Origin of the sequence: Paenibacillus oralis, from assembly GCF_003863965.1 — a bacterium.
Taxonomy (GTDB): domain Bacteria; phylum Bacillota; class Bacilli; order Paenibacillales; family Paenibacillaceae; genus Fontibacillus; species Fontibacillus oralis.
On the sequence record NZ_RRCN01000001.1, the window covers coordinates 6,382,116 to 6,402,409 of the forward strand.

General features: G+C 54.8%; 22 protein-coding genes. 2 read left to right on the forward strand and 20 right to left on the reverse strand.

The features are described 5' to 3' along the window. Positions 1-26: 26 nt before the first annotated feature. From EHV15_RS28480 to fur, 16 genes are all read right to left on the reverse strand, one after another. Positions 27-1,376: an ABC transporter substrate-binding protein gene (locus EHV15_RS28480; RefSeq protein WP_128634210.1), complete on the reverse strand. Its 1,350-nt coding sequence runs from the start codon at positions 1,374-1,376 to the stop codon at positions 27-29. 41 nt (positions 1,377-1,417) lie between these two features. Beyond that, positions 1,418-2,260: a carbohydrate ABC transporter permease gene (locus tag EHV15_RS28485; RefSeq protein WP_128634211.1), complete on the reverse strand. Its 843-nt coding sequence runs from the start codon at positions 2,258-2,260 to the stop codon at positions 1,418-1,420. Further along, complete coding sequence (locus EHV15_RS28490; RefSeq protein ID WP_128634212.1) at positions 2,261-3,202, reverse strand: carbohydrate ABC transporter permease; 942 nt, start codon at positions 3,200-3,202, stop codon at positions 2,261-2,263. An 86-nt stretch (positions 3,203-3,288) separates the two neighbouring features. Continuing rightward, entirely contained in the window at positions 3,289-4,563 is a 1,275-nt protein-coding gene (locus tag EHV15_RS28495) for a response regulator (protein WP_128634213.1), read from the reverse strand. Then, complete coding sequence (locus EHV15_RS28500; protein WP_178075986.1) at positions 4,538-6,301, reverse strand: sensor histidine kinase; 1,764 nt, start codon at positions 6,299-6,301, stop codon at positions 4,538-4,540. The genes EHV15_RS28495 and EHV15_RS28500 overlap by 26 nt, the downstream gene beginning before the upstream one ends. Positions 6,302-6,906: 605 nt before the next feature. Continuing rightward, positions 6,907-7,614: a purine-nucleoside phosphorylase gene (gene deoD / locus EHV15_RS28505; RefSeq protein ID WP_128634215.1), complete on the reverse strand. Its 708-nt coding sequence runs from the start codon at positions 7,612-7,614 to the stop codon at positions 6,907-6,909. A gap of 144 nt (positions 7,615-7,758) precedes the next feature. Further along, positions 7,759-8,514, reverse strand: a complete 756-nt coding sequence (gene sigF / locus EHV15_RS28510; protein WP_128634216.1) for an RNA polymerase sporulation sigma factor SigF — start codon at positions 8,512-8,514, stop codon at positions 7,759-7,761. A gap of 11 nt (positions 8,515-8,525) precedes the next feature. Continuing rightward, positions 8,526-8,954, reverse strand: coding sequence for an anti-sigma F factor (gene spoIIAB, locus EHV15_RS28515; RefSeq protein ID WP_128635585.1), 429 nt, complete (start codon positions 8,952-8,954; stop codon positions 8,526-8,528). 23 nt (positions 8,955-8,977) lie between these two features. Next, complete coding sequence (gene spoIIAA / locus EHV15_RS28520) at positions 8,978-9,331, reverse strand: anti-sigma F factor antagonist (protein WP_128634217.1); 354 nt, start codon at positions 9,329-9,331, stop codon at positions 8,978-8,980. Between the two features lie 93 nt (positions 9,332-9,424). Further along, the gene (locus EHV15_RS28525; protein ID WP_128634218.1) at positions 9,425-10,612 is read right to left on the reverse strand and encodes a D-alanyl-D-alanine carboxypeptidase family protein; all 1,188 of its coding nucleotides are present in this window, start codon (positions 10,610-10,612) and stop codon (positions 9,425-9,427) included. 195 nt (positions 10,613-10,807) lie between these two features. Beyond that, positions 10,808-12,139, reverse strand: a complete 1,332-nt coding sequence (locus tag EHV15_RS28530) for a pyrimidine-nucleoside phosphorylase (protein WP_128634219.1) — start codon at positions 12,137-12,139, stop codon at positions 10,808-10,810. Positions 12,140-12,160: 21 nt separating this feature from the next. Further along, positions 12,161-12,988, reverse strand: coding sequence for a purine-nucleoside phosphorylase (locus EHV15_RS28535; protein ID WP_128634220.1), 828 nt, complete (start codon positions 12,986-12,988; stop codon positions 12,161-12,163). A 19-nt stretch (positions 12,989-13,007) separates the two neighbouring features. Continuing rightward, a complete protein-coding gene (locus EHV15_RS28540) occupies positions 13,008-14,195 on the reverse strand; it encodes a phosphopentomutase (RefSeq protein ID WP_128634221.1) in 1,188 nt (395 codons plus the stop codon). 80 nt (positions 14,196-14,275) lie between these two features. Then, positions 14,276-15,214 carry a site-specific tyrosine recombinase XerD gene (gene xerD, locus EHV15_RS28545; protein ID WP_128634222.1) on the reverse strand — a complete coding sequence of 313 codons (939 nt, stop codon included), beginning with the start codon at positions 15,212-15,214 and terminating at the stop codon, positions 14,276-14,278. A gap of 95 nt (positions 15,215-15,309) precedes the next feature. Beyond that, positions 15,310-15,546, reverse strand: a complete 237-nt coding sequence (locus EHV15_RS28550) for a DUF4227 family protein (protein ID WP_128634223.1) — start codon at positions 15,544-15,546, stop codon at positions 15,310-15,312. A gap of 208 nt (positions 15,547-15,754) precedes the next feature. Further along, a complete protein-coding gene (gene fur, locus EHV15_RS28555) occupies positions 15,755-16,228 on the reverse strand; it encodes a ferric iron uptake transcriptional regulator (RefSeq protein ID WP_036621828.1) in 474 nt (157 codons plus the stop codon). A 226-nt stretch (positions 16,229-16,454) separates the two neighbouring features. On the opposite strand from fur, the gene EHV15_RS28560 reads away from it, so the two are divergent. Then, complete coding sequence (locus EHV15_RS28560) at positions 16,455-16,673, forward strand: DUF6199 family natural product biosynthesis protein (protein ID WP_128634224.1); 219 nt, start codon at positions 16,455-16,457, stop codon at positions 16,671-16,673. 365 nt (positions 16,674-17,038) lie between these two features. Here the strand turns inward: EHV15_RS28560 and EHV15_RS28565 are convergent, their stop codons facing one another. The 4 genes from EHV15_RS28565 to EHV15_RS28580 all read right to left on the reverse strand — a co-directional run bounded on the left by EHV15_RS28565 (position 17,039) and on the right by EHV15_RS28580 (position 20,008). Next, on the reverse strand, positions 17,039-17,206 hold the full coding sequence (locus EHV15_RS28565; protein ID WP_128634225.1) for an ASCH domain-containing protein: 168 nt from the start codon (positions 17,204-17,206) through the stop codon (positions 17,039-17,041). A 314-nt stretch (positions 17,207-17,520) separates the two neighbouring features. Beyond that, positions 17,521-18,159: a stage II sporulation protein M gene (spoIIM, locus tag EHV15_RS28570; protein WP_128634226.1), complete on the reverse strand. Its 639-nt coding sequence runs from the start codon at positions 18,157-18,159 to the stop codon at positions 17,521-17,523. Positions 18,160-18,251: 92 nt separating this feature from the next. Further along, on the reverse strand, positions 18,252-19,448 hold the full coding sequence (locus tag EHV15_RS28575) for an endonuclease Q family protein (protein WP_128634227.1): 1,197 nt from the start codon (positions 19,446-19,448) through the stop codon (positions 18,252-18,254). A gap of 2 nt (positions 19,449-19,450) precedes the next feature. Then, entirely contained in the window at positions 19,451-20,008 is a 558-nt protein-coding gene (locus tag EHV15_RS28580) for an NUDIX hydrolase (protein WP_128634228.1), read from the reverse strand. Positions 20,009-20,118: 110 nt separating this feature from the next. Here EHV15_RS28580 and EHV15_RS28585 point away from each other — a divergent pair, with 110 nt between their 5' ends. Then, complete coding sequence (locus EHV15_RS28585; protein WP_128634229.1) at positions 20,119-20,253, forward strand: Z-ring formation inhibitor MciZ; 135 nt, start codon at positions 20,119-20,121, stop codon at positions 20,251-20,253. Positions 20,254-20,294: the final 41 nt, after the last annotated feature.

Here is a 20,294-nt window from a genome sequence, read left to right on the forward strand (position 1 = left end):
CAATCGTTTTATTGACCTCCACCCTTTTAATTGGCGGATTGATCGTAGCTCGCTTTTTCTCTAGCCAGCTGATTCGCCCACTCGTCAAGCAATTCCTGGGCGCTCATCCGTTTGGCCATCGTCTTCTGAATCAACGGCTCTACCGCTTTTTGCACATTGCTGTATCCCGGCAAATAGTAAGGCGTGTCGGCGAACTTTGTGTCCGGGGAGTTCAGCAGCTCGGAAGCCGATTTCATGTACGGAATCTCCTGCACCCAGGCATCCTGCGCCGCTTCCTTGTTGGCGGGAATTTCCCCATATAGCTTGGAGTAGCGGCTGTTGATGTCATGCGACAGGTAGAAGGTCATAAATTTCCAAACCGCGTCTTTGTACTGCGCCGATTTCGACATCGTCAGCCCCAGCGGCGCAAGGCCCGGATGCTCTCTATACCCTTTCACACTGGCCGGAAAAGGAACCGCCGCGAATTTATTGCGGTCGCCGCCAAACGCCTTTTCATGCGAGCTGGCCGAGCCAAGGTTATGCACGACGATCGCCGCCTTGTCCGACTGGAACGTGGCCGCCAGTTCGCTCCACCCCTTGTTCAGGTCGTCTTCCGGGGTGAACACGTTGTAGGCGCCCAGATATTTTTCGACGAATTCCACATGCAGCGGGTCATTGATCGTAGGTTTGCCATCTGCGGTAAAATAATCGGTAATGCCCGAATAGGAATACATCAGCATTTCCAGCGTGTTGGCGCTGCCTGCCCCGCCGCGGATGCTAAGCCCGTAACGGCCCTTCCCCTTATCCGTGAGCTTCTCTACCGCGCTAAAAAAGTCCGGCCAAGTTTCGGGCAGCGCAAGCCCGGCTTCCTTAAACCAGTCCGGCCGCACCCACAAATTCCACGTCTGCGAGCTGTAGGGCAGCGCGTACAGCTTTCCTTCTTTCGCATCCAGCTTCCGGTTGCTCGCGATGATCTCCGGCGAAATCAAATCCTTATCCGCCCAAGCCGCAAAATAATCGTCCAGCGGTTCAAGCACGTCTCGGGTGATGAGATCGGCCTTGAAATCGTTCATAATATCGGGCGCCTGTCCGGCGGAAATCGCCACATTGACCTTCTGCTCATAGGCGGACAGGTCTCCTGGAACGCCGAGATAGTCCACTTCGATATCCGGATTCTGCTCCTCAAACTCCTGAATGATTTGTTCAAAAAAAGCGTTGCGCTCCGGTGTCACCGCCGCCGCCCAGAAGCTGATCTTCGTTTTCGCTTCCGCTTCTTCCTTAGTTCCGCCGCCGGAACCGCCGGTCCCGGTTTTGGCCACCCCTCCGCAGCCGGCAAGCACCAGCACGATTGAAAACGTTAACAAAACAAGCGAGCGAAACCCTAATGTTTTCTTCATTCTTTTTCCCTCCGTAAAATGGATTGCCGCACCGGCCCGGATTAACCTTTAACCGCGCCGCCGCCAAGGCCCTGGATCAAATAGCGCTGGATATACATAAACAGCAGTACCGGCGGGATAAGTCCGATGATGCTGCCCGCAGCAAGCGAAGCGTATTCGACACTGAATTCACCGATCATAAATTTCAGCCCAATCGGAATCGTAAAGCGCTCCGGCGTTGTAATAAAGGAAAAAGCGACCAAAAATTCGTTCCAGACGCCGATAAACGCAAACGCGCTCGTCGCCACGATCCCCGGCAGCACGATCGGCGTGATGATGGAGAAGATAATCCGCATCCGCCCGGCCCCGTCGACCATCGCCGCCTCGTCGATTTCCTGCGGCGTGCCGGAGATGAACCCGCGCATCAGGATCGTGTTGAACGGCACCTGCGACACGATGTAAAACAGGATGAGCGCCAGCGGCGAGTTGATCAGTCCTAAATTTTTAAAAATGAGAAACAGCGGAATGACGAACAGGATCACCGGCATCATTTGCGTGGCCAGCAAAATCAGCATAAACGCGCCCCGCCCCCGGAACTTGAAGCGGCTCAGCGCATAACCGTTCAACAAAGCCAGTACGGTGATCACCGCAACCGACACCACCGATACCAGCAGACTGTTGAGAAAATAGCCGGAGAAATTGTTCTGCGTCCACACTTTGACGTAATTCGCCAGCGTCACCGGATGCGGTATGTAAGAAACCGCGCTGCTTATGACATCGGACTCCCGCTTCAGCGAAGTCGATAGCGCCCATAAAAACGGAACGAGCACAAACAGCAGCGTTAACGCCAGCGGGATATAAAACAGCAGCAGTCTGGTCCCGATACGGCCCCATCGCCGGCTCATTTACACCGCCTCCGATCGGTTCAGTCTCAAGTAAACGACGACAAACACCAGCAGCAGCAGGAAGGTGACGGCTCCGAGCGCCGAACCGTATCCGTAATTCCCTTCCAAAATCGCCGTCTTCATCATGTAAATCGGCAGGGTTGTCGTCATATTCATCGGTCCGCCGCCGGTCATGGTGAAAATCATGTCGATCGAGTTGAATTCCCAAATCGCCCGCAGCAAAGTGGCGAACACGATCGACTCCTTCAAATACGGCAGCGTGATATACAGCAGCTTGCGGAACCTGCCCGCGCCGTCCACCTCGCAGGATTCGTACACTTCGCGGGGAATCGTCTGCAGTGCGGCGAGCAGCGTGATCGCAAAAAACGGAATGCCCCGCCACAGCTCGGCCACGATCACGGAGCCGAACACCGTGTCGGTGTTGGCCAGCCAGGCGATATTTTCCCGGATCAGACCAAGCCGCCGCGGCAGATCGTTGATAACCCCGATATGCTGGTTATACATCAGCGACCACAGCATCGTCGTCAGCACCCCGGACACCGCCCACGGAATCAGCACGAGCGAACGCACCAGCCCGCGCAGCTTGAAGCTCTCATTGAGCAGCAAAGCGACGATCAGCCCAAATATCAGCTGCAGCGCCACCTCCAGCAGCACCCATTTAACGGTGATGCCAAGCGATTCGTAAAACAACGTGTCCTCCGTGAAAATACGGCGAAAGTTGGCCAGGCCGATATACCCGGCCTCATGCAGACGAGTGAAATCGTAGCTCTGCAGACTGAGGTCAAACACGCGCAGGATGGGAAAAATCATTACTCCTGCGATTAGCAGCAGCGTAGGCGCGATAAAAAGGTACGGCAGATAGCTCTCCTTCTTCCTGCCGCCCCACGTCAGGCCCGCAGCCGCCGCCGGTCCCGCGCTTTGCGCCGGTCTAGTTGTCTCCATAACAGCACCTCCGCGTCTATCGTAATCCAGACCCGGAGGCGGCGGAATTCAATATTTTATAAACAAGGTTTGTTTTCTTTAAATGATTAAAACGGCTGGTACTTTTTCCGATAATCCGTCGGGGAGATCCCGTAATGCTTTTTAAATAGAACGCTGAAGTAGTGCGAGTTCGGATAACCTGTCTTTTCGGCAATTTCATACGCTTTGTAATCGGTTTTAACCAGCATTTCCGCCGCCCGCTCCATCCGCGCCGAAATGATGTAGTCGACCAGGTTGATATGTTTGTATCTTTTGAACAATGTGCTGACATAGGGAGGCGAGATGTGCACCGCGGCGGCGATGGCCGTGAGATTCAGGCTTTCGTCGCAGAGATGGGCGTGAATGTAGGCTTCCATCTTCTTCAGCAACACCTGATGCGAGCTTTGCTGCGGCAAAATCTCGCCGCTGACGAACACCCCCGCCGCGCCGGCCACCTCCCGAACCTGAACCGCCGCCAGCGCTTCGCGGTATGATGCGGCGATACCGTCATAACCCGAAAAACATCCGCCGCATCCGATGCTGAATGGAATTTTCAGCACCTGCTCTAGCGCCCGCCGCGTCCGTTCCAGCAAAGGCGACAGGCCACCCGCGGCCCCGGGTTCGGGCAAGCAGAAGACCAAATTCGCCTGCCGGTTGTAAACCGCGAAGAAACACTGCGGCGAGTCGCCGCCTTTCCCCCCGTCCGCTAATAACTCCATACATATATTGCGGATGGAGAACAACAGCAGGTCGATTTCCTCATGATCGCCGGACCTGGAGTAACGCGTCAAATTTTCCGGCCGGATGACAGCCACCTGAAAATCATTCCCGCACAGCTCCAAACCCAAAAGATCCAGCTCGCTGAGCACCCACTCCCCGTTGAAGCAGCCTTCAAACAGATGGGCAAATAACTGATTTTCCATCAGTGTACGGCTTTTGCTTAGCTTCTCCTCCTCCAGCCGTTCTCGAAGCAGTCGCTCTCCGGCGGCAACGACCGTTTGCAAGATTTTTCCATTGTCCTCATATTTCAAAATGTAGTCAAACGCCTGCAAATTCAGCGCCTGTTTGGCGTAGTTGAAATCGTCGTAACCCGTGAGGAAAATTGTTTTCACCCGCGGCCTCAGTTCCCGCAGTTTCGCAGCCAGCGCAAGCCCGTCCAAAAAAGGCATGCGGATATCCGTCAGCACGATGTCCGGCGTAAGCTCAAGCGCCAGCTCCCAGGCGGCTTCGCCGTCAGAGGCCGTGCCAACCACCTCTACCCCGGCGCCGCTCCAATCGATATTGCGCTTCAGCCCTTCGCAAATCCACTCGTCGTCGTCAGCGATCAGCAGCTTCACTGTCATATTCCTCCCCCTTCTCCGTAAAAGGTAATTCAACGATCACCCGGGTGTATTCCCCGTATACGCTTTCCAATTTGAGACCGTACGGAGCGCCAAAATGTAGCGCCAGCCGCCGGTGGCAATTGCGCAGACCGTAAGTGATCGGCTCTTCGGCCTCATTGATTCTTTCAGCCCGGATAGAACCCGCTAGCCGGACCAGCTTGTCCGGGGCGATTCCCGAGCCGTTGTCGTACACTTCCAGGATCGTTTTATCGCCCGCCCGGCGTCCGGTAATGGAAACGATCCCCCGGCCCCGCTTCGTTTTGATGCCATGGTAAATCGCGTTCTCCACCAGCGGCTGCAGCGTCAGCTTGGGGATGGATAACGTGAGCAGCTCGTCCGTCACGTCAATCCTAAACTCGAAATCTTTACTGTAGCGCAGGTGCAAAATTTGCAAATAACTGCGGACATGTTCGATTTCTTCACCGATCGGAATGACCTCTTTGCCTTTGCTGATGCCGATGCGGAAAAACCGGGTCAGCGCCGCGACCATTTCCGACGCTTTCTCCTTCTCCCGTAAGTCAATCAGATGCTTGATCGAACAGAGCGTATTGTACAAAAAATGCGGCTGTATTTGCGCCTGCAAGGCATGCAGCTCGATGCGACGCTTTTGCCGCTCTTTGTCGCGGACCTCCTGCAGCAGCTGCCTGACCGTCTCCGACAGACTGGCCAGACCGTTCGCCAGCACCCCGATTTCGTTGCGCTCATCCAGTTGAAAGTTCGCTTGCAGATTGCCCTGCTCGAAGCGTCTCACCTGTTTGGACAAGTAACGGATCGGATCCGTCAACTTTCGGGCCACCCAGGCGGCCACGACGACAAACACCAGCAGGACGATGAGCGTAATGCCAAGAGATATGTATTTAATCGAATGGACGCCCGCCAAAATATCGCGTTCCGGCACGATCGCCGCCAGCACCCACCTATTCAGCGGCAGCGTATCGTAAGCGATGGTCAGCTTCTCCCCCCTGGAGCTCCGCGCGGTCAGACTCCCCCGTTCTCCAGCCAGCGACCGCAATTCCGCGATCGTCTCCTCCGTAACTTCGTAACGCTCGTCCAGCGGCTTGGAGAACAGCGTCCCGTCCGGACTGATCAGCGCCAGCGTACCGCTTGGGCTGATTTTGACATTTTCCATAATGTCGCGAAAATAACTCTCCCGTAAGTTAATCAGAATCAGTCCGCTGACTTCCGAGCTTGGGGTGCCGATGATTTTGAAATTGCTCAACACCTTTCGCGACTCCACCGTATCGAACACCCCGTCCTGATGGCTGTTCAGCCAATAATAACCGCGTTCGGCCTGCTGATATTCGCCCACCCAATCCGCAAGGTCCGCGCTGACCCGGCGGGGGACGAATTCTTTTTGCAAATTGAACGAACGCCCGTTGTTGAAGCCGACATAAATCGAATCGATCATCTGAAAATAAGTATGGTAAACCTCCTCGAAGCGGTCGTGCAGCCCGATAATGTCATCATAGCGGCGCTGGTCGTAGCCCTGCCCTTCCCCCGCCAAAATGCTGCGGAACGAAGGATGGTCCTCTATGCTCACCAGTTGCTCAAACACCGTGGCAAATTTGTCGTCCAGAAACAGCGAGGTTTGCTGAACCAAATCGGACAGCGAATAATAAGTCGTCTGCTGCAGCTTGCCTGCAACCGAAAGATAAGAAAACCATCCGGTCATCGCCACCGACAGCACCAATATCGGCAAAAATGAAATCAGCAGCTTGGACTGAATCGGCCGATCGGTAAAAAATCTTTTTATGGCTTGTCTCCTTTCTAAGAATCTCCTCTCTAGAAAAATAGGGGGGATTGTCATCATCGGCAGCCGGCCGTACCACCGACAGGAAAGCGCTGTCATTTTGGGTTTGAAACGAACAGCCGTTGCTAAAGCCACCGATCAATGAATGAGTTTAACACACGGCCAACAAAATTCAATGAGAATGCACATAACACCACAACACCAAAACGCCATAACGCCAAAAAACCGCCGGACAATTTCGCTCAGGCGGTCCTCTGAAGTGTGGATGGGCACGGGAAGCAGCTACTGTTGCTGAAAATAGCGGTATTTTATGGCGCTATTTTTGTAATTCTCCCCGATAGTGCAAAATAGCGGAATTTCAGGGCCCTATTTGGGAAACGAGCTTGAAAAAACGCCATATGACCTCAAATCTCTATACATAGCGGTAAAAAAGTCCTTTATTTGGGTCATATCACCTTTTTTGACGAAAATAAGGACCTTTTTTACCGTTATTTCCGCAGCCTCCATAAAACGCAGGCAGTGCGCTCCCTCGCCTTCTGAAATGCGGCTTGATCTTACAACGTCACCGCAGTGTCCAGCGCCACTTCCATCATCTGTTTGAACGTCGTCTGCCGTTCCTCGGAGGTCGTCTCCTCGCCGGTCAGCAGATGATCGCTCACCGTAAGAATCGTCAGCGCGTTTACGCCATATTTGGCGGCCAGCGTATACAGCGCGGTCGTTTCCATTTCCACCCCAAGCACACCGTACTTCATCAGCAGCTTCGTAACGGTTGTATCATCGCGGTAGAACATGTCCGAACTGAAGATGCTGCCGACATGCAGCTTCAGCCCTTTTTTGACGCCAAACTCGTAAGCCGTTTTGAGCAGCGGAAAGCTGGCGATCGGCGCAAAATCAAACCCGCCGAACACATGGCGGTTCATGCTGGAATCCGTGCAGGAAGCCTGGGCCAAAATAACGTCTCGCACATGCACATGCTCCTGCATTCCGCCGCAGGTGCCAACGCGAATCAAATTTTTGACCCCGTATTCCTTAATCAATTCATTGGCGTAAATCGAAATGGAGGGAATCCCCATGCCGGTTCCTTGGACGGATATTTTTTTCCCTTGATAAGTCCCGGTAAATCCGAGCATCCCGCGCACTTCGTTGTAGCATGTTACGCCTTCCAAATACGTTTCCGCAATAAATTTCGCCCGCAGCGGATCGCCCGGCAAAAGAATCGTTTCCGCAATGTCGCCCGGTTTGGCAGCGATATGTACACTCATCGTCAAAAATCTCCTTGCCATCAATTTTTATAGTCGAACATGCTTCTATTATATAGGATGTGTGAATACAAAAACATCCCCTCCAAGACATGGCGGCTCGTTTGCACTGCCTGCTTGAAGGGGATTTCCATCTAACTCAACCGGTTATTGCGCGATTTGATCGCGGATGCTCTGCAGTATTTTTTTCTCCAGCCGGGAAACCTGCACCTGGGATATGCCCAGCCGCGTAGCGACCTCGGACTGGGTCTGGTCCCGGTAATACCGCAAATAGACGATCAGCCGTTCCCGGTCGGTCAAACCATCGATCGCCTCATGCAGGGCGAGCTTGTCGAACCAGCGTTCCTGGGATTCGTCGGCGATCTGATCCATCAACGTGATCGGATCCCCGTCGTTTTCGAATACCGTCTCATGGATGGAAGCCGGCGGCTTGTTGGCCTCTTGGGCAAACACAACGTCTTCCGGCGTCACCCCAAGCTCCTCAGCCACCTCCTTGACGGTGGGGAGGCGGCCCATCAGCTTCGACAATTCATCCTTCTTCTTGCGCACTTTGTTGGCCATTTCCTTCAGCGACCGGCTGACCTTCAGCGTTCCGTCATCGCGCAAAAAACGCTGAATTTCCCCGATGATCATCGGGACCGCGTAGGTTGAAAACTTCACATCATAGCTGAGGTCAAACTTGTCCACCGACTTTAGCAGTCCAATGCAGCCGATTTGAAACAAATCTTCGGGTTCGTACCCCCGATTCATAAACCGCTGCACGACCGACCAGACGAGCCGGATATTGCAGCCTACCAGCCGGTCCCTGGCAGCGTTGTCCCCTGCCTGGCTCAGGGCGATTAACCGCTTTACTTCCGCATCGTCCAAAAACTCTCTCGAGGCTTGCTTCACTTCGGCATCCATAGATCCAACCCCTAATTGTATAAAGCTTTCTTGGATACAATCCTTTTCTTCATCCGGATGCGGGTGCCCCCGCCCACTTCGCTTACGACGTCGAATTCGTCCATGAAATTTTCCATAATCGTAAATCCCATGCCGGAACGCTCCAGCTCGGGTTTGGACGTGTACAGCGGCTGTTTGGCCAGCTCCACGTCCTCGATTCCGCGGCCCTGGTCCTCGATGATCAGCGTGACGGTATCGACTTCAATCTCGGCGGAAATCGTTACGACCCCTTCCGGATTTCCGTCGTAGCCATGGATGATCGAGTTCGTCACCGCTTCGGATACGACGGTCTTCAAATCGGTAATCTCGTCCATCGTCGGGTCGAGCTGCGATACGAATGCGGCCACTGTCACCCGGGCAAACGATTCGTTTTCGGATTTGGCGGCAAACTTGAGCGACATAAAATTGCTGCCTTGATTCGTGCTCACAGGGCCACCTCCAATTCCGAAAGCGCCAATCCCTCGTTTTCAAAGATCGGCATGATTTTAAACAAGCCCGACATCTCCAATAACCGGTAAACCGGCGGATTCACGTCGCACACGACCATTTTGCCGCCCTTTTGCTTGATCAGCTTATATCTTCCGAGAATGACGCCAATCCCCGAGCTGTCCATAAACAGCAGCTCTTTGAGGCTTAAAACGAGATTGCGGCAGTTCCCCCGGCCGATCTCCTCATCCATACGCATCCGGACGCCGTCCGACGTATGATGGTCCAACTCCCCGCTTAAGCGCACGATCAGTGTGTCGCGGCGTGTTTCCATTTCCACATGCAAATTCACGTTTTGTTCACTCTCCTCCCTGACATGAACACAACAATTCTACGATCCGCCGGCCGATTCCTGCCGGGTGACAAAACTAGAAGAAAAGCCCTATTAATCTACAAAAAACAAGTGTGCGGCCGTCCGTTTGAACAACGTCCACCAGCCCGCTTTACCGATATCGGCCGGCGCGGTCAGATCAAATTCGGTAAGTATCTTTCCGTCCTGATAAACGACGAGCTTGCCGATCGATTGCCCCGCTTTAATCGGAGCCGCGAGCTTTTCCGGAGCGACCAGCTTGTGCGTAATGCTTTCCGCCGGCGCGCCCTTTTTCACCAGCACATTCAGCGGTCTGGCTGCGGTCAGGTCGATCTGCGCGTTCATCCCCTTCTGCACCTTCACCTTGCCGATCGTCTCCCCGGCTTGATATATCGGATGCAAGGTATATTGGGAAAAAGCATAATCGAACATCGCCGAAACTTCGCTGTTTCGCGTCTTCGTATTCGGTTCGCCGAGCACGACGGCGATTAGGCGCAGTCCGTCGCGTTTGGCGGTAGCTGCCAAGCAAAACTTCGCTTCCGACGTGTAGCCGGTTTTCAGTCCGTCGGCGCCGCTGTAGAACCGAACGAGCTTGTTCGTGTTCACGAGCCAAAACGGCTTTTCCGTGCCTTGGCGCAAGTAATCCTGATAAGCCCCGGTATACTTCGTAATCCCCTCATGCTTCAGCAGTTCCCGGCTCATGATGGCAATGTCGTGCGCCGAGGTGTAGTGATTTTCGACCGGCAAACCGTTACAGTTGGCAAAATGCGTGTCCTTCATGCCTAGCTGCTTGGCCCGCTCATTCATCAGCTTCACGAACGCTTTCTCCGAGCCGGCGATTTTTTCCGCAAGCGCCACGGATGCGTCGTTCCCCGAAGCCATCGCCACGCCTTTCAGCAGCTCATCCACCGTCATCACTTCGCCCGGCTCCAGAAAGATTTGCGAGCCGCCCATCGACGAAGCGTATTCGCTGGCCGTCACCTTGTCGCTCAGCTTCAGCGTGCCTTTGTCGACCGCCTCCATCGTCAGCAGCATCGTCATGATTTTCGTAATGCTGGCCGGCGGCAGCTGCTCATGGCTTTGCTTTTCATAAATTACCGTGCCGGTATCCGCATCGATAAGCACGGCGGAACGGGAATTTTCCGCCAGGGCGATCGCGTCATCTTCTTCATGCGGGCCGCCGTGGTTGGCAGATGCGTAATTCGGCCAGACCGAAACGGCCAATACGAACGCGGCTAACCAAATTAACAGCCGTCTGTTCAAGATTAGTCCCCCTTTAAAAACTCTGGATTCTGCTAACCTAGTATCGGCTGTAAAGTGGGATTTTATTCCTGAACGCAAAAAAACGGCACTCCCCGAAAATCACAAAACCCGCGATTTTCGGAAAATGCCGTCTAAAGCTTTAATGCGCGTTCAAAAAGTCGGCTTTTCAGCACCGAGAAGGTTGAACTACCTCTGTTAGAATCTTTTGACGCCGTCCGGTGTGACGAGCGCAAACACCAGCGGTCTTCTCGGAACCTTCGTCCCCGAGATGCCGTAAGCCCCCAGCACCCGGCGTTCCGCCTCGGCCCGGCCGCTCTCGCGGTCGCGGTTTACGTGCAGCATGGCCAACGTGTCGCCGATTTCGACCGGATCGCCGATTTTTTTGCGCAGTTCGACGCCGGCGCCCAGATCGATGACGGAATCCTTCGTTTCCCGTCCGGCTCCGAGCATCATCGCCGCCAGCCCGATCTCCTCGGCCTGGATCGAATCGACGTAGCCGCTTCTTTCGGAACGTACCTCAATTTGCAGTTCGGCGCTCGGCAGCAGATCAAGGCGATCGATCTGCGATGTGTCGCCGCCTTGGGCGGAGACCATGCCTTTCAGCTTGTCCAGCGCCTCTCCGCTTTGCAGTTTGGCCTTCAGCAGCGCATAAGCTTCTTCTTCGTCAGCCGCCTTGCCGCCCAGGATCAGCATATGGGAAGCCAATATCAGGCAGACCTCCTCCAGATCCGCCGGCCCTTCGCCGCGCAGCGTGGCGACGGCTTCCTTGATCTCCAGCGCATTGCCGATCGCGTAGCCCAAAGGCTGGTCCATATCGCTGATCACCGCCACCGTGCGGCGTCCAACCTGCGTGCCGATATCGACCATCGCCTTGGCCAGGCGAATCGAATCCTCCAGCGTCTTCATAAACGCGCCGCTGCCCGTTTTGACGTCCAGCACGATCGCGTCGGCGCCGGCGGCGATTTTTTTGCTCATGACGCTGCTGGCGATCAGCGGGATCGAGTCCACCGTCGCGGTGACGTCGCGCAGCGCATACAGCTTCTTGTCCGCCGGCGTCATATTGCCGGTTTGGCCGACGACGGCGAGGCCGATCTCGTTCACTTGACGAAAAAACCGGTCCTTGCCCAGTTCAACGGAGAATCCGGAGATCGCTTCCAGCTTGTCGATCGTTCCGCCGGTATGCCCCAAGCCCCGGCCGGACATTTTGGCGACCGGCACGCCGGCCGCCGCCACCAAGGGACCAAGCACGATCGTCGTTTTGTCGCCGACGCCGCCCGTGGAGTGCTTGTCTACCTTGACGCCGCGAATCGAGCTTAAGTCGATCGTTTCGCCGGAGGAAGCCATCGCCATCGTCAAATCCGCCGTTTCCCGCGCGCTCATGCCTTGATAATAAACGGCCATCGCCCAGGCGGACATTTGATAATCGGGAATCCGTCCTTCGCTGTACCCCCGGACCAAAAAGCCGATCTCCTCGGCCGTCAGCTCCTGCCCGTCTCTTTTTTTGCGGATCAGATCTACAGCTCTCATCGATCTTTACCTCCGTTCGGATTACATTTTGGGAATAATAGCCAAAACAAGGCTTAAAAATTTCTCGCGCACGAGATCGGTCGTCTCCATAACTTCCTCATGAGAAAGCGGCTGATCCAAGATTCCCGAAGCCATGTTGCTGATGCAGGAAATGCCCAGCACCTCAAGCCCGGCGTGTCTGGCCACGATCACCTCGGAAACGGTCGACATCCCGACCGCGTCGGCTCCCAGTGTACGGAGCATGCGGATTTCCGCCGGGGTCTCGTAAGACGGGCCCAGCAGACCGGCATAGACGCCCTCCTGAAGCGAAACGCCTTTTTCGGCAGCGATCCGGCGGGCCGTTTCCCGCAGACGCCGGCTGTACGCTTGGGACATATCCGGGAAGCGTGGTCCCAGTTCCTCATCGTTTGGTCCGATGAGCGGATTTTTGCCGGTCAGGTTGATGTGGTCCGAAATTAGCATTAAATCGCCCGGCGAATAGGAGGTGTTAACGCCTCCGGCCGCATTGGTCACCAGCAGCGTCGATACCCCGAGTTCCTTCATGACGCGCACGGGGAAAGCCGTCAGCTCCGGGCCGTATCCCTCATACATGTGGAATCGGCCTTTCATCAACACGACCGGCGTCCCCTGAACGGTGCCGATCAGCAGCTCGCCGGCATGACCCTCCACCGTGGATTGCGGAAAATAAGGAATATCCTTATAAGCGATCGTGACCGGCTGCTCGATGTGATCGGCAAGCACGCCGAGGCCCGAACCCAAAATGAGGCCTACCTTCGGCGAATGCGCCGAGCGGGAGCGGATGTACTCCGCCGCATCCCGGATCATGCCTATCGTTAAAGTTGTCGTCATAACGTGGTCCTCCCATTTCTTATTTCAATTGGCTTAAAAAGCTGATGCCTTGCTCAGGGGCTTGAACGCCGAAATTGTCCGCGATCGTGGCCGCCAGATCGGCATACGTTCCTCTCACGCCAAGGCTGCCCGGGTTCTTTAAGGACGGCCCGTATATGAGCAGCGGCACGTATTCGCGCGTATGATCCGTCCCGGCATGAATCGGATCGTTTCCATGGTCCGCGGTTATGACCAGCAAATCGTTTTCGCCAACCTTGGCGAGCAGATCCGGAACAGCCGCATCGAATTCCTCCAGGGCGCGGGCATACCCTTGCGGATCGCGCCGATGACCGTACAGGGAATCGAAATCGACCAGATTCGTAAACAGCAAGCCGGAAAAATCCTGATCCAGGCGCTGCAGGGTTTCTTCGATGCCGTGCCGGTTGCTCTTCGTCGGGAACGAAGCCGAAATGCCTTCGCCGGAGAAAATGTCGCCGATCTTGCCGACAGCCACCACTTCTTTGCCGGCGTTTTTCAGCGCGTTCAACACGGTCGGTTCCGGCGGCTTCACCGCGTAGTCGTGCCGGTTCGGCGTGCGCTGGAAGTTGCCCGGCGAGCCGACGAACGGACGGGCGATGACCCGGCCGGCCGAATGCTCCGGCTCAAGCGTCAGCTTGCGCGCGATTTCGCATGCGCGATAAAGCTCGGGCAGCGGGATGATCTCTTCATGGGCGGCGATTTGAAACACGCTGTCCGCCGATGTATACACGATCCACGCCCCTGTCTTCATGTGCTCTTCCCCAAGCTCCACCAAAATTTCCGTCCCCGAAGCCGGCTTGTTTCCGATCACTTTCCGGCCGGTCTCTTGCTCAAAACGAGAGATTAAATCCTGGGGAAATCCGTTCGGGTACGTTTGAAACGGCGTTTCGGTTTTAAGTCCCATCAGCTCCCAGTGACCGGTCATCGTGTCCTTGCCCGCGGAAATCTCCGCCATCTTTCCGTAATAGGCGGCGGGGTCGGCGGCAGGAGCCAAATGCGGCAGTTCCGCGATATTGCCGAGGCCTAATTTTTGCAGATTCGGCAGCTTGGTGCCTTCGACCGTTTGCAAAATATGACCGAGCGTGTGCGCCCCCTCATCGCCGAACTTCGCCGCGTCGGGCAGCTCGCCGATCCCGACGCTGTCCAGCACGATCACCGATATTTTTCTGAACCGATTTCCGTTTTGCATATTGGATCTCTCCTTTTTGAACTACCTCATTAATATTTGTTGCTTAGTTATTCCTTGCCTGGCCAAAACCATACCGCCGGTCAATACGATGGGGCCGCCGTCCCTTTCCCCTGTTCCGGCTTGCGCTCGGCTCGCGGGTGGGCGGCGTCATACACCGATTTCAAGTTCGGTCTCGCCTGATTTAAGTACATCTGGATCGTGGCCATATCGGCATGGCCCAGCATCTCCTGCACCGATCTTACATCCGCTCCGCGTTCCAGCAGATGAACGGCGAAGGAATGGCGCAGCGTATGGGGCGTAATGTCCGCGTTAATTCCGGCCTCTTGACCGTATTTCTTAATCACCTTCCAGAAGCCCTGGCGGCTGATTCGCCCGCCGCGCCGATTCGGAAACAGCACCTGATCCGCCTCCGTTTGCGCCAGCGCCAAATGAGGCCGCCCTTCCCGCAAATAACGTTCCAGCCATTCCGCCGTCACGCTGCCGAACGGAATAATGCGCTCCTTCCCGCTGTCGCCGCGGCAGCGGCAAAACCGCAGCGCCGTATCCACATGATGAACGTCCAGCGAAATCAGCTCGGACACGCGGATTCCCGTGGCGTACAGCAGCTCCAGCATCGCTTTGTCGCGCAGGCCCAGCGGAGCGGCCGGATCCGGGGTCTCCAGCAGTTTCTCCGTTTCCTCCACCGACAACGTTTGCGGCGGTTTTTTGTCGAGTTTGGGCAACTCGACCAGGACAAACGGGTCCTGATCGATGACCCGCTCCCTAAGCAAATACTCGAAAAAAGCGCGCAGCGTCACCGACACGCGCATCACCGTGGCGGGAGCCTTGCCTTCCTCTTTCATCGCCGAGAAGTAGAGCTGGATCCCGGCCCGCGTCACTTCCCGGAAATGCTCCACCCGCCGCTGGCGCAAATAATCTATGTACTGCTTTACATCCCGCCCGTAGGCCTCCAGCGTCGAACCGCTCAAGTCCTTCCGTTCGGTCAAAAATGCAATAAAAGAGGCCGCATATTGTTCCATGCTCCGCGCCCCCCTTTCTCTGGTCAGATGAAATATTCCACGTTCATGGTGCGATTCCCTGCCGATAGTCCCAAGAAGTTAGACAAAAAAGTCCATTATTCTCCGTACCAATAAAAGAACTTCAGCCGGTCAGCCAAAGACGCCGTCTCCCCGCTGCCGGGAATACCGGCATGAAACACCTTCACGGCAGACCCGTCCGGAATCCGGTATTTATCCTCCTGAAACATATATGCCTCCAAAAGCCCAAACGTTCTATACAAAGTATACGTGAGCACCGCGAACAGGAGCAAATATTTGACGGACCGCAGCCAGCGGCGAAGCGAAATCACCATCGGTCATCCCTCTTTCCCTAAACTTCGGCCCCCTGGCCGGCAAGGGCATAGGCGCCTTCTCTATTCAGTATATAAAGAGGGAGGGACGAGTATGCGGAAGCTCCGGAAAAAAGCGGGGAGCTTTTGCCTGGCGTTCACTCCGATGAGCCCCGATAGACAACTAAAAAGCCCCTTACGGCACGCAGCCGTATGGAGCTCACCTTGATCATTATTTCGTATCGCCAGTCCCCGACGGATCGTTGTTCTTATCTTTGCACCGGTGACAGATCCCCTGAAAATCGAGGCGGTGATCCAGCACCGTAAAATTAAACTCTTTCTCCAGCCGTTCCTCTAGCGGACCAAGCCAGTCCTCACGGATTTCGTCCATCGCCCCGCACTGTACGCAAATCAGGTGATGGTGGTGATGTTTTGTCGTGTCCGTACGCAAGTCGTACCGGGCCACCCCGTCGCCGAAATTGATCTTTTCGACAACATGAAGCTCGCTGAGCAGTTCCAATGTGCGATAAACGGTCGCCAGACCGATTTCCGGCGCTTTATCCTTAACGAGCATAAACACATCTTCCGCGCTTAAATGATCGTCTTCGTTTTCGAGCAACACGCGTACCGTGGCTTCCCGCTGGGGCGTCAATTTGTAACCGTGGGATTGCAGCTGTTGTTTGATTTTTTCGATCTTTGCTTCCATGTTCTCCCTCCCCCAGCCATTCCCGCACATCCAATAAACTCAATAACCACTTCTTTCATTATAGGGGGAGTCATTCAACAAAGTCAAACATTTTGCTAGAGTCGAAAAAGTACAAAGCACGGCCACAGTTTCGGGATGAACCAGGCAAATAATTTAGAGGCGGTTATTCCCATATACGGAACTATTCTCCTTCCGCGCCCGTAATAATTGTTAAGGAGATGATCAAATGCTTTTTACAATTTTCTTGCTCCTGTTTGGGGTTCTAGTCATCGGTTTGGGTATATTTGCAATCAAGAAGCCAACATCCTGGTTTTTTCGGCCAATAGGCTTGCAAAGGGACTCGGAACCAAGTGCCGGTTTTATCGATTACATCAAATTTGCCGGGGTCATTACCATCGTGTTAGGTGTAATTTTTTTGATATTCGGCATTTTGAGCCTGCTTTGATGAGCAGAACTCCTCCGATAAGTCAGCGGCGCTCTTTTGGTATTACTCCGATACAAAAAAACTGCAAAAACCAGCGGCCCATGAAACTCCAGCGAAAAACATAAGGGCAATAAATGGCGTTATTCCGGAGACATCCGTCCATTTGAGAGAAATAGAAGCAATTTATGTCGCTATTTTCCCCGGTCGCAAGGATTTGCCCGCGTGCTGAACCATTCTTAGGAAAATAAGTACATAAAATACCGCTAATGGGATGAACATGCTCGGGACCGGGATAATAAGTACATAAAGTGCCGCTATTTTGAAGGCCGATGTTTGGCCCTTCGTAAAAGCCGGCCATTAGTCGCCGATTTCAAAGGCCTCTCGTGTCATGCTCCCAATTCCACAACCCCTGCCGAAATCTCCTTGTCCACTTTTGCCCCGGTGTGGATGGCAAGAGCCCCCCTGTAATGAGTCCGCCAGCTTCGTGTCTCGAACGTTTTCTTTCCAAGCGCGATAAAACTCGACCAAGGCTGCTTAATCGTTATGGCTTTCATGCTTTTCACCCATCCATTTATCAAATGGAAATATCATGCGCCCACGAAAATCTAAACGGTTGTAGCAGCCGCTATTTTACAAAAAAAGACCTTCTCTAAATTCTAATGGTTGTGAACGCCGCTATTTGCCTGAAACTAGATAAAAACAGCCGGATTTAAGCGTATTAAGCGCCATGGCAGCCGTTAGAATTTGAAATCAACGTTTTTGGAACAAATAGCGGTTGTGGCAACCGTTAGAAGCATTTTTTCCTTCAGGCATTTTACAAATTACAATTTTTACAGTGTTAACGGCCCAAAGCCAATCATCTCAATATCTACAATGCATTCGCCCCGAGCATCGGCGTAACCCAGGCCATCATCGCCGGAGTGACCCACGTTTCGAACGAGGAAACCGCAAGCAGCACGGCGGCCATCGCCAGCGTCAGGCCGGTGTACGACAGAAACGGGCGCGAAGCGTTGCCGCTGCCGCCAAGCAGCACCCGCGAACGGATGATATTTAGCGAAAAACTTATGGCGGCCACGCTAGCAATCAGCAAAGCGGGAATCACGATCAGATTATGCGGCGCAATCGAGACAAGGGCGAACAGCAGCCCTTTCCAGGTGTATTGTCCGACCAGGCAGCCCACCGTAAAGCCGATCAGCACACCTTTCAAAAAGTCGAGGATCAATATCCCCGGAAGACCGATCACGGACAGTCCGAGCAGCCAAATCAAGCCCAACCATTTCAAATGTAAAACGGCGACTTCCCAGTAGGACATCGGCTGAAACCCCGTTCCGCCCTCGTTGATCGATAGAAAAAAGTCGCCGAAATATCGCGATAAATCCTGCTGCTGCTCCAGCGTCAGCGCATTGACCATCAGCGCTCCGAACACGACCCCCATCAGAAACAGCACCGCAACAAACACGTACAACGGGGTTTGGTCCTTGAGCGAATGGCGTAACGGTTGAAGCATGTAAGAAAGCCCCCTCGCTTGTTCAAATACTTGTGTATTTTAAAACTATGAACAAGCTTCCTTCCTTATGCCTAACCAGCGCCTTCCGGCAATCAGGATTTCTTCACTTTGCCGTAAATCCCCCCGCCGCCGGCGGCCAGCTCCAGCCTGCCGCTCCGCGCCTCGGCGATCCGGGCCGCCAGCTCGGCCCCGGCGACTTCGGCGAGCTTCGCTTCCGGGACATGGTGCAGGATGTTCATTTCCGTCCCGAATGCGGCAAGCAGAAGCTCCAGCTTCGCCGGTCCGAGGCCCGGGATGAACTCCAGCGGCACCTGGTAGTGGTATGGCGGACGGTGCTTTGGCACTGATGGAGCCTGACGGTCCGCGATCGAGCGAATCCGGTCGTAGACACCGCGCACCAGCTTGGGACTGCCGCAATACGGGCAGCGTTCCACCGCCGCCTCCGCTTCGTCGATAATATAGCTGCAGCTGCTGCAATAAGTCCGATGGTATTTGCCCAGCCGGGGATTCAGCCCGTAATTGCCGGCGACGCGCCGGCCGTCCTCGCGTTTCAGCGCTTTGGCGAATTCCCGGTAATTCGCTGCGCCAAGCAGCAGCTCGTTGTACTCCCGGCCGATTTTGCCGAGCGAATGGGCATCCGAATTGGTCAGGATCGTAAACGGATCGAGCTCGCTGATCAGCCCCGCCATTTCGCTGTCCGCACTCAGGCCCAGCTCGACGGCGCTGATCAGCGACGTGTCCAGCACGTCGGCCATACGCGGCGCGCAGGTGCCATAAATGCTGCGGTGCGGCGTGAAAATATGAGCCGGGATGATCATCCCCCCGCGCGAATACACTTCTTCCTGCAATGTACGTGCCGGTGCGTATACGCGCTGCGAGCTTAAGGTGACGTTTTTCATCCTTTTTTCCAGCCAGCCGGTAAACCCGCGAATCGCTGCAAACGTTGGGAAGAACGCCAGCAGATGCGCCGGCCCCATTCCCGGCTCGCGAATCTCCAGCTCGCTGCCGAGCAGCAGCGTCGTCTCTTGATAAGCGATGCCTCCCTCGGCCAGCTCACGCATTTCCCCCCGCTCCAGACATTGAGCAATGTCCTCCTGCACGCCGGGGGAATGGCAGTCAATGATGCCGACCAGCCCGATCCCTTTGCGCAGAGCGGCTTCCTTCGCGATGTTCGCAAACGTCAAATCGCGGCTGCCGCTGATTTTGACGGGCTCCCCCCGCCCGGTCCGGCCGATGTGAATGTGCAAATCGGCAAAAACAGAGTTCAGTTTTTCAGTTTCACGCCGCATTTCTAGCGAACCGCCGTTTCCCAGGTCAGCCGCAGCTGCCAAATATATACGGCCATAATCGTCTTGGCATCGGCGATCCGGCCATCGGCGATATGCTGCAGCGTTTCCTCCAGCGTCGCCTCATGGACTTCAAGAAATTCGTCCTCATCCGGCTCCATTTCTCCGGGGCTTAATTCCTCGGCCCAATACAGATGGATGACCTCATCCGCGAAGCCCGGCGACGTGTAAAAAGAATGCAGATGCGTCAGCTTGCCGCAGGTGTAGCCCGTCTCCTCCTGAAGCTCCCTGGCGGCCGCCTCCATCGGATCTTCTCCCTTCTCCAGCTTGCCCGCCGGAATTTCCAGCTCGCAGCGTCCCATCGCCTGGCGGTATTGATCGACGAGCAGCAGCCGCCCTTCATGGATCGCCAGCACCGCAACGGCCCCGGGGTGCTTCACGACCTCCCGCGTCGCCAACGTTCCGTCGGGAAGCTTGACCGTGTCGACTTGTAAAGAGATTATTTTCCCGGAAAATACCGGATCGGTCGAAACCGTCGTTTCTTTTAATTGATCAGCTGCCATGTTTTTTACGTCCTCCTTTTATATAGCGCGCGAATCTTTGCACATAACTTGTCCAACCAAGGCATATGCTGTTATTATATCAAACCTGCTCGGGAAAGGAGCCTTTGAAAATGAAAAGCTGCTTTTCTCCAACCGCCGTTCGGGCCCAGGGCAAAGCCTGGCAAATCCGTATTTTGCTGAACCAGTGGCTGAAAGAAGCGGGACCTTCGGCGAAATTGACGGATCTGATCGATACCCGTTTGTGAATTATTCAGTTAAATCGTTTCAGGTTAATAGAAAGCGGGGG

What these genes read in the sequence shown, in the direction of transcription:
- EHV15_RS28485 (WP_128634211.1), bottom strand. Translation starts at nt 2,260, where the DNA reads ATGAGCCGGCGATGGGGCCGTATCGGGACCAGACTGCTGCTGTTTTAT.
- fur (WP_036621828.1), bottom strand. Translation starts at nt 16,228, where the DNA reads ATGGAAGCAAAGATCGAAAAAATCAAACAACAGCTGCAATCCCACGGT.
- xerD (WP_128634222.1), bottom strand. Translation starts at nt 15,214, where the DNA reads ATGGAACAATATGCGGCCTCTTTTATTGCATTTTTGACCGAACGGAAG.
- EHV15_RS28495 (WP_128634213.1), bottom strand. Translation starts at nt 4,563, where the DNA reads ATGACAGTGAAGCTGCTGATCGCTGACGACGACGAGTGGATTTGCGAA.
- EHV15_RS28535 (WP_128634220.1), bottom strand. Translation starts at nt 12,988, where the DNA reads ATGACGACAACTTTAACGATAGGCATGATCCGGGATGCGGCGGAGTAC.
- sigF (WP_128634216.1), bottom strand. Translation starts at nt 8,514, where the DNA reads ATGGATGCCGAAGTGAAGCAAGCCTCGAGAGAGTTTTTGGACGATGCG.
- EHV15_RS28480 (WP_128634210.1), bottom strand. Translation starts at nt 1,376, where the DNA reads ATGAAGAAAACATTAGGGTTTCGCTCGCTTGTTTTGTTAACGTTTTCA.
- spoIIAB (WP_128635585.1), bottom strand. Translation starts at nt 8,954, where the DNA reads ATGTCGCTCAAGTTTGCCGCCAAATCCGAAAACGAATCGTTTGCCCGG.
- EHV15_RS28550 (WP_128634223.1), bottom strand. Translation starts at nt 15,546, where the DNA reads ATGGTGATTTCGCTTCGCCGCTGGCTGCGGTCCGTCAAATATTTGCTC.
- EHV15_RS28540 (WP_128634221.1), bottom strand. Translation starts at nt 14,195, where the DNA reads ATGCAAAACGGAAATCGGTTCAGAAAAATATCGGTGATCGTGCTGGAC.
- EHV15_RS28560 (WP_128634224.1), top strand. Translation starts at nt 16,455, where the DNA reads ATGCTTTTTACAATTTTCTTGCTCCTGTTTGGGGTTCTAGTCATCGGT.
- spoIIM (WP_128634226.1), bottom strand. Translation starts at nt 18,159, where the DNA reads ATGCTTCAACCGTTACGCCATTCGCTCAAGGACCAAACCCCGTTGTAC.
- EHV15_RS28530 (WP_128634219.1), bottom strand. Translation starts at nt 12,139, where the DNA reads ATGAGAGCTGTAGATCTGATCCGCAAAAAAAGAGACGGGCAGGAGCTG.
- EHV15_RS28490 (WP_128634212.1), bottom strand. Translation starts at nt 3,202, where the DNA reads ATGGAGACAACTAGACCGGCGCAAAGCGCGGGACCGGCGGCGGCTGCG.
- EHV15_RS28580 (WP_128634228.1), bottom strand. Translation starts at nt 20,008, where the DNA reads ATGGCAGCTGATCAATTAAAAGAAACGACGGTTTCGACCGATCCGGTA.
- EHV15_RS28565 (WP_128634225.1), bottom strand. Translation starts at nt 17,206, where the DNA reads ATGAAAGCCATAACGATTAAGCAGCCTTGGTCGAGTTTTATCGCGCTT.
- EHV15_RS28575 (WP_128634227.1), bottom strand. Translation starts at nt 19,448, where the DNA reads ATGCGGCGTGAAACTGAAAAACTGAACTCTGTTTTTGCCGATTTGCAC.
- deoD (WP_128634215.1), bottom strand. Translation starts at nt 7,614, where the DNA reads ATGAGTGTACATATCGCTGCCAAACCGGGCGACATTGCGGAAACGATT.
- EHV15_RS28585 (WP_128634229.1), top strand. Translation starts at nt 20,119, where the DNA reads ATGAAAAGCTGCTTTTCTCCAACCGCCGTTCGGGCCCAGGGCAAAGCC.